Annotated in this window: 13 protein-coding genes; 8 read left to right on the forward strand and 5 right to left on the reverse strand. The window is 70.6% G+C overall.

The genetic code is table 11. The features are described 5' to 3' along the window. Together E1294_RS57615 and E1294_RS49005 are read right to left on the reverse strand one after the other, a co-directional pair. Positions 1-143: TFIIB-type zinc ribbon-containing protein (locus E1294_RS57615; RefSeq protein ID WP_165977913.1), on the reverse strand; the 143-nt coding region annotated here is incomplete at its 3' end. A gap of 59 nt (positions 144-202) precedes the next feature. After that, the gene (locus E1294_RS49005; protein ID WP_132519248.1) at positions 203-1057 is read right to left on the reverse strand and encodes a phosphotransferase family protein; all 855 of its coding nucleotides are present in this window, start codon (positions 1055-1057) and stop codon (positions 203-205) included. A gap of 177 nt (positions 1058-1234) precedes the next feature. Here E1294_RS49005 and E1294_RS49010 point away from each other — a divergent pair, with 177 nt between their 5' ends. From E1294_RS49010 to E1294_RS49040, 8 genes are all read left to right on the forward strand, one after another. Then, positions 1235-1648 (forward strand): hypothetical protein, encoded by a 414-nt coding sequence (locus E1294_RS49010; protein ID WP_132519251.1) that lies wholly within the window; start codon positions 1235-1237, stop codon positions 1646-1648. A gap of 244 nt (positions 1649-1892) precedes the next feature. Continuing rightward, positions 1893-2906, forward strand: coding sequence for an NAD(P)/FAD-dependent oxidoreductase (locus tag E1294_RS49015; RefSeq protein WP_246083830.1), 1014 nt, complete (start codon positions 1893-1895; stop codon positions 2904-2906). Further along, the gene (locus tag E1294_RS56865) at positions 2903-3076 is read left to right on the forward strand and encodes a hypothetical protein (RefSeq protein ID WP_246083831.1); all 174 of its coding nucleotides are present in this window, start codon (positions 2903-2905) and stop codon (positions 3074-3076) included. Before E1294_RS49015 ends, E1294_RS56865 begins: the two co-directional genes overlap by 4 nt. Then, positions 3073-3969, forward strand: coding sequence for an RNA polymerase sigma factor SigJ (gene sigJ / locus E1294_RS49020; protein WP_132519254.1), 897 nt, complete (start codon positions 3073-3075; stop codon positions 3967-3969). Before E1294_RS56865 ends, sigJ begins: the two co-directional genes overlap by 4 nt. Before the next feature lie 82 nt (positions 3970-4051). Next, complete coding sequence (locus tag E1294_RS49025) at positions 4052-4564, forward strand: FAD-dependent oxidoreductase (protein ID WP_246083833.1); 513 nt, start codon at positions 4052-4054, stop codon at positions 4562-4564. 14 nt (positions 4565-4578) lie between these two features. Continuing rightward, positions 4579-5199, forward strand: coding sequence for a DoxX family protein (locus E1294_RS49030; protein ID WP_132519257.1), 621 nt, complete (start codon positions 4579-4581; stop codon positions 5197-5199). 222 nt (positions 5200-5421) lie between these two features. Next, on the forward strand, positions 5422-5841 hold the full coding sequence (locus E1294_RS49035) for a hypothetical protein (RefSeq protein WP_132519260.1): 420 nt from the start codon (positions 5422-5424) through the stop codon (positions 5839-5841). A 649-nt stretch (positions 5842-6490) separates the two neighbouring features. Continuing rightward, positions 6491-7378: a TIGR03619 family F420-dependent LLM class oxidoreductase gene (locus tag E1294_RS49040; RefSeq protein WP_132519263.1), complete on the forward strand. Its 888-nt coding sequence runs from the start codon at positions 6491-6493 to the stop codon at positions 7376-7378. Here E1294_RS49040 and E1294_RS49045 read toward each other — a convergent pair. The 3 genes from E1294_RS49045 to E1294_RS49055 all read right to left on the reverse strand — a co-directional run. Further along, the gene (locus E1294_RS49045) at positions 7375-7755 is read right to left on the reverse strand and encodes a VOC family protein (RefSeq protein WP_132519266.1); all 381 of its coding nucleotides are present in this window, start codon (positions 7753-7755) and stop codon (positions 7375-7377) included. The genes E1294_RS49040 and E1294_RS49045 overlap by 4 nt on opposite strands. Before the next feature lie 9 nt (positions 7756-7764). Beyond that, positions 7765-8973: a cytochrome P450 gene (locus E1294_RS49050; RefSeq protein WP_132519269.1), complete on the reverse strand. Its 1209-nt coding sequence runs from the start codon at positions 8971-8973 to the stop codon at positions 7765-7767. Beyond that, positions 8970-9821 (reverse strand): acyl carrier protein (locus tag E1294_RS49055; RefSeq protein ID WP_246083834.1); only part of this gene is annotated, 852 nt, incomplete at its 5' end. The genes E1294_RS49055 and E1294_RS49050, both read right to left, overlap by 4 nt.

Below are 9821 nucleotides of genomic sequence, written 5' to 3' on the forward strand. Positions count from 1 at the left end.
GAGTGGTACTGCATCTCCATCCGGCTCAGCGTCTCGAGCTCGCCGTAGTCGAGGAAGATCCCGCGGCAGTTGTCGCACTGCTCGATGTGGACGCCGTTGCGCTCATAGGTCCGCATGCTTCCGTGGCACTTTGGGCACTGCATCTACGTCGCTCTCCTTGGCTCTGAGGTCTCCAGGATGAAACCTATCGCGCGCAACCCCGTCACGCCCGGACGATTCTGTTGCACGCTTCGACCAACGAATGCTCCACCTCGTCCAGTTCCCGGCCCTCGCGTTCGGCGTTGACCACCGCGACGGCGGCCAGCTGGACGGTGAGCGCCCTGGCGGGCACGTCGAGCCGCTGCCACGGGTCGTCGCCCTGGCCCAGCGCCGGCCCGCCGGAGGCCTGGTAGGCCCCCAGGAACCGGGCCCAGACGTCCGGGTCGAGCAGTCCCGCGGCGTACCAGGCGGCCGGCCTGGCGAGATCCCACGCCGGATCGCCGATGCCGAGATCGTCGACGTCGATGAGCAGCCACCCGTCGCGGTCGACCAGCTGGCCGAGATGCCAGTCGCCGTGCGTGAGCAGCCCCGGTTGCGGCTCGGTCGCGGGCAATCGCATGAACGTCCTCCTGACGAGCCGCGCGATCGGGCCGTCCCCGGACATGCGCCCCACCGCGCGGGCGGCCCTCGCCGGCCCACCGGCCGCGGGCAGGACCGGCAGCAGCGTGAGGGGGACGGCGTGCAGCCTGGCCAGCAGCCTGGCCCCCTCCTCCCACGGCGCGGAGTCCGGGTCGTCGTGCGCGACGGGCCGCCCCGCGGGCCACACCGTCACCGCGCGCCCGGCCACCACCAGCACCTCGGGCTCCAGCGGGGCCAGCATCACGCCCCTCACCGCGGCCGAGGCGGCGGCCCGCAACCTCGGCCGCAACGCCTCGGCGTCGTCACGCGCCGAGTGAGCCTTCACCACGACCTCGCCCCTGCGTAACACCACGACATCGGTGCGGGTCGGATGGGACTCGGGCGTGCCCGTGCCGCCGTACGCCGCGGCGACGCCCGCCAGCTCCGCCTCCAGACTCACCAGTACAGACTATTCGGCAGTGCTGGGGGCGCGTGCCGTCGGGTGCCATCGCCAGAGCGCGCCAAACCTACGGCCGGACCTGGGGTGACGGCGGATCGGCCACGGTCGAGGATAAGTGAGCCCCCGTCTGTGCTGAGGGAGACCGAGGTGATCCCACGCGCACGCGCGAGACGCACGATGATCGTCGCTGCCGCGATCATTTCTCCGGCCTGGCATCTGCACCCCACGGCCCGGCCAAAACGAGACAAGATCGCCTTGCGCGAGCGGCTCCGCCGCGGGTTGCCGCTACTGCGGCGTGCCACTGCCTGGTACCTGCGCTGGCGGTTGAGCGCCTTCCTCGACGAGGGATGGACGGCGGCCGACGTGCTGCATGCGCTGGTCGTTCTGGCAGATGACTCGCGGTGGACGTACACGTGGCGCAGTTCGGAGGAGATCCGGCATGTGCCTGGTTGGGTGGCACCGCCTGCTGCTCCAGCTGGGCCGAATGCCGCCTATCGGACGGTTCAGGCCGAGATGGAGCGACGCCGCCAGGAGGAGGCGGCGGCCGACGCGGCGATGCTTGAGGCGTGGCGGGCGAGGAGGTCGCGATGACGGACGCAGCAAACGCGCGTCGGTGGGCTGATAACCCTGGAAACGTCGTAACGCACGAGATCGTCTACACGAAGCACAGCTCAGCGTGACGCTACGGAAGGTTCTGTCATCACCAAATCTGCGACAGAGCATTTACTGGACACACCCTTCCTCGGCTGATGTTCCGGTGAACGGCTCGGGTCGAGTGATGTACGTCACGCCGTGTGGTGTCACGTTTCGGTTGGTCCGCGGTGTCTTGGGAGGCATGAGCGAGCACAGCACACCCAGCAAGGTTGTCGTGATCGGCGGAGGTTACGCCGGAACACTTGCGGTCAACCGGCTGCGGATGCGCGCTGACCTGGACATCACGTTGGTCAATCCTCGCCCAGCGTCCGCCGATCGGATCCGGTCGCACCAGTTCGTGGCCGGTACCGGCGACGCGACAGCCGAGTACGGCACCCTGCCCGGCGAGGGCGTCCGGTTGGTCGTCGACAGCGCCATGCGTATCGACACCGCCGCCCGTACGTTGGAGCTGGGGTCGGGCCGCGCGCTGGACTACGACAACGTCGTCTACGCTGTCGGCAGTACGGGGGCGACACCGTCAGTGCCCGGCACGGCCGAGTTCGCTTTCTCCGTCGCTGAGCTCGAGTTCGCGCGCCGGCTGCCCGCCAGGCTGGACGAGCTGCCACTCGACGCTCCGGTCACTGTCGTTGGCGGCGGGTTGACCGGTATCGAGACCGCCGCCGAGCTGGACGAGCAGGGACGCCGGGTCACGCTGGTGTGTGGCACAACCCTGGCGCCGACGTTCGGCGCGCCGGGTCGCCGGTCCATCGCGAGGTGGCTGTCCTGGCACGGTGTCGCCGTGCTCGAGGCCGACGGGGTGACCGAGGTCCGGCCGGTCGCGGTCGTACTGGCCACCGGTGTGGTGCGGTCGAGCGCACTGACCAGCTGGGCGGCTGGTTTCGGCGTGCCCGATCTGGCCCGGGTCAGCGGGTTGCGCACCGACGAGCTCGGCCGGCTGCTCACCGAGGAGACATCGACCAATGCCGACGACCACCGTATCGTCGCGGCGGGCGACGCCGTGGCGCCGTCGGGCCGGCCGTTGCGGATGAGCTGCTACGCCGCCGGGCCGCCCGGGGCCCAGCCCGCCAACACCGTGCTGAGTCGCATCGCGGGAATCGAACCGACGGCGATCAACCTGGCCTTCTCCGGGGCGTGCGCCAGCCTGGGCCGGCGTACCAGCGTCCGGCAGCTCGCCGCAAGGACGACACCGCGGTGAACGTCTACATCGGTGGCCGCGTCGGCGCGGCGATCAAGGAGCTGACCTGCAAGCTCAGGGTGGTGAAGATTCGCCGCAAGGCCCGCGGGCCGGGTTCCCTGATCTGGCCCAAGGGCGGCCGGCGTTCCGAACAGCCGGCCACCACCGCGCGGGGCGTCACGCCGCGATGACCACTAACGAGCACGCCGAGCGGTTCACCCTGTTGCGGCCGCTGCTGTTCACGATCGTCTACGAAATGCTCGGTTCGGCGACCGAATCCGACGACGTGCTGCAGGACAGCTATCTGCGGTGGGCCGAAGTGGACCTCGCGACGGTGCGGGACACCAAGTCGTATCTGGCGCGGGTGGTGACCCGTCAGGCGCTCAACGCCTTGCGGGCGAGCGCGCGCCGCCGCGAGGACTACGTCGGCCCGTGGCTGCCCGAGCCGCTACCGCTCGACGAGCACGACGCGTCGGCCGACGTGGTGCTCGCCGAGTCGGTGTCGATGGCGATGCTCGTGCTGCTCGAGACACTGACCCCCGACGAGCGTGCGGTGTTCGTGCTGCGCGAGGTGTTCGACTTCAACCACCACGACATCGCCGCCGCGGTGGGCAAACCCGTGGCGACGGTGCGCAAGGTGGCGCATCGCGCCCGCGAGCATGTGCAGGCGCGGCGCAAGCGCTTCCAGCCCGCCGACGCCGCGACGACCGCGCAGATCACCGAGCAGTTCATGACCGCGGCCGCCACGGGTGACCTGGAAGGGCTGCTCTCGCTGCTCGCGCAGGACGCCACCTGGACAGCCGACAGCGGCGGCAAGGCCACCGCGGCGCGTCGGCCGGTGATGGGCGCGGAGAAGGTGGCCGCATTCCTCGTGAACCTCTTCCGCACGGGGCAAGGGATACCGGACCAACGGATCGAGGTGGTCAACTGCAACAACACACCCGCGATCGTCGCCTACCGCGGCAACCACCTCGAAGGTGTCTTCCTGATCGAGATCATCGACGGCAAGATCACCAACTTCTACGTCATCCGCAACCCGGACAAACTCCTCGCGGTGACGGTGCCACGTCAGGTCAGCCGGTAGTAGGCGCCGGCGAGCCGCAGCGAAGTCGCAATAGTCAGTCTGTGCGTGCCTGGGGAGAACAGGCTTGAAAAGGGGAGTTGTCGTGCATGACGTGGTGATCGTGGGCGCTGGCCCGGTTGGTCTGTTCCTTGCCTGCGAGCTTGGCCTCGCGGGCTGCTCTGTCGTTGTGCTCGAGCGGGAGCCGGAGCCCCGCTCGCCGTGGAAGGCGGACCCGCTCGGGACGCGGGGCCTGTCCGCCCCGTCGGTGGAGGCGTTCCACCGGCGCGGGATGCTGCACCCGTTGTTGACGGGCGGTCACGACGATCCCGGCGTGAACCCCGGCGCGGACGAGCCGTTGCCCCCTCGAGGCGTGGGCCATTTCGCTGGCATCGTGCTCGATCCGGCCAAGGTCGACGTCGCCGCCCTGCCGTTCCGGCTTGCCAGCCCGGCAATGGAGGGCATGGTGACGAACCTCGAAGCGGTCGAGACGGTGCTGTCCGAGTGGGCATCCAAGCTCGGCGTCGAGATCCGGCTGGGCGTGACGGTCTCGGCCGTCACGCAGGACGACGCGATGCCGCGCACATCGAGAGCTGACGCCGCCCCTCAATCGATCTAGCAGAGGAGACTGAGATGCGAACTCAAACGACCAAAACGTTCCAGCACGCGACCGACGGGAAGTCGGCCACCCGCGCACGAAGCAACTGGAGCCGGATCCGCCTCATCGCCTTTTGGGCCACCACGTTTGTCATCGTCTTCGAGTTGGCTGCTGGATCGGTGTGGAACCTGCTGACGATCGAATGGGTGGAAGTCCAGTTGCGCCACCTGGGATACCCGCATTTCTTCACCTACATTCTAGGCGTGGCGCAGGCCGCCGCGGCCGTCGCGATCATCGCACCCAGATTCCCGCTGATCAAGGAATGGGCGTACGTGGGTGCCTTTTTCCTGTGGTCGGGTGCCGTGATGTCGCATCTGTCGGTCGGCGACGGTCCCGAGTCGTGGCGGGTGCCGCTGATGTTCGGGGCGTGCGCCATCGCGTCGTGGGTGCTGAGGCCGGCCGACCGCCGGCTCCCGGAGACGCGGCTCCGTCGGGACCGCCCCGCCGACGCTGGACATGAGGGAACCCGTGCTCGCGCTTGGGTTGTTCCGATCGGGCTCCTCGTGGTTCTGTATGCCGTTTCGTTCCTCACGCTGCCCGCAGTCGAAGACATCACGCACCGGTGGGCGGTTGAGCTCGGCTGGATCGACGAGTAGCGGCTCATGTCCGGCCACCCGCTTCCAGGACGTGATGACTCCCGGCCCGATCGGGGCGGGTGAACGGGCGTTTGCGAGGCGGCGGCGCCGGAGCGTGTCACGCAGGAGGCAGGGGCATGAACGCCGCAGCGCCAGGCTGCGACACATCTGCGACACCGCCGTGCTCCCCTGCCGGATATGTGATCATATGTCCACACGCAATGGTCAATCGAAAGGACATTCGTGCGCACACGCAAGCTGGCGACCCTCCTGGCCGGCGCGGCTCTGGCCGCCTCTACCACGCTGGCGGTGGGCGCCGCTCCGGCCAGCGCGGCCGGACCCTGCGGCAGCAGCTACTCCCGGGTCGGCGTCTACGCCATCCCCCAGAGCGGTGCCCGCACGGGCACGCTAGAGGTGTACTACAGCTCCAGCACCGGTAAGAACTGTGCCCTGGCCTACGGCTACGGCTCCACCTACGGCACCACGACGTGGAAGGGCGTCTCGATATCGAGAGCTGACGGCAGCGGGTATGACCCCGATGCCAACTATTACCAGTATTACGCTGGCCCGGTGTACGTCTCGGCGCCTGGCCAGTGTATTGACGTGTCCGGAACGGTAGTGGCCGGGAAAGTCACCGAGCTCAACAACGTGCACTGCGGCTGAACTTCTTCGGGTCCAGAAGCCGGGTGCCCACCAGATGGAATGCGGAAGGTACCTCCGACAGGGCGCAAAGTGGCTGCCCGCCCGGGCTGAGGAGGCGGTGGCGGCGTTCCAGGCGAAGGTCGCCGAGCACATCCACGCCTGACCAATGGACATGCAGAGAGGCTCGCCACGTGCGTACGTGGCGGGCCTCTCTCGTCCCGGCCGGTGCCGGGAGCAGCCGGGTTCTCGGCGTTCGCGTTGTTCATCTCAGCGGCCATCTCCCGCGCCCGGTCGGCGAGGCGGGACAGCTCCGGGCGGGTCTGCTCGAAGGCTGCGTTCTGGGCCGCGTTGGTCGTGTCGAAGTGCTCTTGATCGCCTTGTTCTGGTTCTCGATGGACCTGCTGTGCTGAACGCCGGCGTGCACGCGCCCGAGGTCGCAGAGCGGGCAGGGCACACCGTGGCGACTCTCCTGAAGACCTACGCCAAATGCATCGACGGCCAGCAAGAAAGCGCGGACAAGCGCGTCGAGAGCGCTCTGGAGGACGAACGATCGGCGGGGCGCCTGTGCGGAATGCGCGCGGAATGGCCATGTCGGCGGAGGGCTCTGACATCTTTCTCGCTGGTGAGAGGCCCATTCCCGGGACGAAATCGTCTCGGTCAGACTAGGGGCATGAGAGTAGGTTTCGCAGTCCCCCAGTCAGGGCCATGGGCCACCCCGGCCAACATGCGCCGCGTCGCCACGCGGGCGGAGGAGCTCGGCTACCACGAGTTGTGGACGTACCAGCGGCTGCTGTATCCGGTGGGGCACCCGATGGGGCCGACCTACCGCGCCGTGCACGACCCGCTGATCACGCTGGCGCACCTGTCGGGCGTGACGGGCGGGATCGGCCTGGGCGTCGCCGTGGTCAACGCCTACGTGCCGCCGGTGCCGCTGGCCAAGCAGCTGGCCACGCTGCAGACGGTCGCGGGCGGCCGGCTCACCGCCGGGATCGGGCTGGGCTGGCTGCCCGAGGAGTTCACGGCGGCGGGCGTCGGCATGGAGCGGCGGGGCCGCAGGGGCGAGGAGTTCGTCGAGGTGTTGCGCAAGGCGTGGCGCGACGACGTGGTCGAGCACAGCGGCGAGTTCTACCAGGTGCCGCCCGCCCACATCGACCCCAAGCCGGCGCCGGCGCCGCCACGTCTCCTGCTGGGCGGCACCGCCGAGGTCGCGCTGCGCCGCGCCGCCCGGCTGGCCGACGGGTGGGTCAGCTCCAGCAGGGAGGACCTGTCCGGCATCGCGGGCAGGGTGGAGCTGATCAAGGCGGAGCTGGCGGCGTCGGGGCGCGACGCGACCGGGTTCCGGTTCGTGTGCCGGGGCGTCACCCAGGTCCGGCCCGGCGACGAGGACCGTCCGCTGACGGGCACGTACGACAAGATCAGAGCCGATGTGGCCGGCCTGGCGGCCCACGGCGTGACGGACGTCTTCCACGACCTCAACTTCGACCGCGAGATCGTCACCGCGGGGCCTGAGGAGGCGATGCGCCGGGCCGAGGAGGCCCTGGAGGCCCTGGCGCCCTAGACGCCGCCGTAGGGCACGGTGATGATCTCCAGGTTGTGGCCGTTGGGGTCTTCCCAGTAGAGGCCGCGGCCGCCGTCGTTGGTGTTGATCACTCCGGGCCGCCGGTGGTGCGGATCGGCCCAGTAGGTCATGCCGCGCTCCTCGATGCGGCCCTTGATCAGGTCGAACTCCTCCTCGCCGACCAGGAACGCGTAGTGCTGCGGATGCACGGGCCCGCCCGCCTGGACGACGTCGAGCGAGACGTCGTTGCCGAGCGAGACGACGCGGAACGGGCCGTAGACCGGCGGCGGCTCCAGCCCCAGGACATCGGCCAGGAACGCGGCGGTCGCGTCTCTGTCCTTCGCCGCCACGATGGTGTGGTTCAGGTGGACACCCATACCTGCAGGCTACGCCAGCGCCACGGGGAGTGTGCCGACGCCGTTGATGAAGTTCGACGGCAGCCAGGTCACCGGGCCCGTCACCGTGATCGCCGACACGCTCGCCCGCAGCTCGGCCAGCAGGGCGCGGATCTCGGCGCGGGCGAGCTGGGCGCCCAGGCAGAAGTGCGGGCCGTGACCGAACGTGAGGTGCCGGTTCGGCGTCCTGCCGACGTCGAACCGGCCCGGGTCATCGAAGACGGCCTCGTCACGGTTGGCGGACACCGTCCACAACGCCACCACGTCGCCGGCCGCGACCTGCCGCCCGGCCAGCTCCGCGTCCCGCGTGGCGATCCTCCCGACGTGGGCGGCGGGGGTGGTCCAGCGCAGGATCTCCTCGGCGGCCGGGCCGACGAGCGCGGGGTCCTCGCGCAGGCGCGCCCACTCCTTGTCGTACGTGGCCAGCGCCAGCAGCCCGCCGGCCATCGCCAGGCGGGCCGTCTCGTCGCCGCCGATGATGAGGTTGTAGCAGTTGAGCAGTACCTCCTCCTCGGTCAGGTCGCTGCCGACGAGCAGGCTGATCACGTCGTCGCCCGGCGCCGTCCTGCGCCGGGCGGCCAGGCGCGTGTAGTAGAGCAGGATCTCGCTCTGGGCGATCATCGCCGCCGGCGGCGTCCCCCCGCCCTCTCCCACGGCCTGTCCTCCGGATGGGGCCTCGCCCAGCATGGCCTCGCCGGTCAGCTCCAGCACGCATTGCCGGTCCCCCTCGGGGACGCCGAGCAGCTCGCAGATGGCACGCAGCGGCACCTGGGCGGCCACCTCCGCCACGAAGTCGCCGCCGCCGCGCCGCACGAGCGCGCCGAGCAGGTCGCGGGTGGCCTCCGCGATCGAGTGCGTGACCGGGCCGAGCGTGCGCGGGCCGAAGCCGGGCGTCAGCAGGCGGCGCAGGCGGGCGTGCTTGGGCCCGTCCGTGACGACCAGCATCTTGCCCGCGCCGGGATCGTGCCCGCGCAGGAGGGTGCGCAGCATGTTGCCCTGGAGCGAGCTGAACGTGTCCGGGTCGCGCACGACGCGCAGCACGTCGGCGTGGCGGGTCACGCTCCAGAACCGCTCGTGCCTGCGCACCGGGTCGTGGGCGCGCAGCCAGCGCCACACGGGGGTGAGGTCGTGGCTGGCGTGGAGCGCGGGATCGAGCAGGTCGAGCGCGTCGATCCCGGCCGGGTCGGGGCTGGGTCTCATCGTTCGAGCTCGTCCAGGAGGTCGCCGAGCGGGTCGTCGTCCGGGTCGCTCAGGACGCGGGAGATGAGCTCCTCCAGCGGCAGCTCCTCCAGGAACAGCTCGATGGGCGCCTCCAGGCCGAAGCGGTCGCGCAGCTCGCCGGCCAGGAAGACGGCGGTCAGGGAGTCGCCGCCGGCGGCGAAGTACGTCCTGGTCAGGTCCTCCCTCCCGGGCAGGTCCAGGGTGGTGAGGAACAGCTCGGTCACCGCGGCCGCGGTGTCCCGCGGTGGTCCGGGTGCGGGGGGCGGCGGGGCGCCGACGGTGAGCGCGCCGTGGTGTTCGCCCGCGAACGGGTACGTGGGCAGGTGGACCCGCCGTCCGCCCGTCTGCGGCCAGGCGACGTCCTCACCCCGAACCCACGCGTCAGCCGGCGCCGAGCCCCGGCCGCCGGTCGCCTCCCCGTTGACCATCTCGCGGCTGATCGGCCCGCCGTTGACCACCCCGACCGGCCCTGTCTCCGCGCCGCCGCCCGCCGGCGCCTTTCCGCGCGTGGCGAGCGCCTCCAGCGCGGCGGCGGCCTCGTCGCGGGTCGTGGCGACCACGTAGGCGCGGGCGTCCAGGGAGGCACGGCCCGTGGCCAGGGTGTGGGCGACGTCGGCCGGCGAAGGCGCGCCGGGCGCGCGCAGCGCCTCCGCCAGCCGCCTTGCCGCCGTGGCCAGCTGGGCAGGGGTGCGGGCCGACAGCGGCAGCACCAGGGGCGGTCCGTCCTGCCCGCGCGCCGACGCCGCTCCGCCTCCGGCGGCGCACGTGCTCGTACTCGAAGCGGTGGCAGGCGTGGAAGCACGGGAGATGGCCGCGGGGGTGGCAGC

Source organism: Nonomuraea diastatica, from assembly GCF_004349015.1.
Taxonomy (GTDB): Bacteria; Actinomycetota; Actinomycetes; order Streptosporangiales; family Streptosporangiaceae; genus Nonomuraea; species Nonomuraea diastatica.

Excerpts from the sequence above, each read along its gene's own strand:
- E1294_RS49015 (WP_246083830.1), top strand. The coding sequence starts at position 1,893 with ATGAGCGAGCACAGCACACCCAGCAAGGTTGTCGTGATCGGCGGAGGT.
- E1294_RS49030 (WP_132519257.1), top strand. The coding sequence starts at position 4,579 with ATGCGAACTCAAACGACCAAAACGTTCCAGCACGCGACCGACGGGAAG.
- E1294_RS49040 (WP_132519263.1), top strand. The coding sequence starts at position 6,491 with ATGAGAGTAGGTTTCGCAGTCCCCCAGTCAGGGCCATGGGCCACCCCG.
- E1294_RS49045 (WP_132519266.1), bottom strand. The coding sequence starts at position 7,755 with ATGGGTGTCCACCTGAACCACACCATCGTGGCGGCGAAGGACAGAGAC.
- E1294_RS49050 (WP_132519269.1), bottom strand. The coding sequence starts at position 8,973 with ATGAGACCCAGCCCCGACCCGGCCGGGATCGACGCGCTCGACCTGCTC.
- E1294_RS49010 (WP_132519251.1), top strand. The coding sequence starts at position 1,235 with ATGATCGTCGCTGCCGCGATCATTTCTCCGGCCTGGCATCTGCACCCC.
- sigJ (WP_132519254.1), top strand. The coding sequence starts at position 3,073 with ATGACCACTAACGAGCACGCCGAGCGGTTCACCCTGTTGCGGCCGCTG.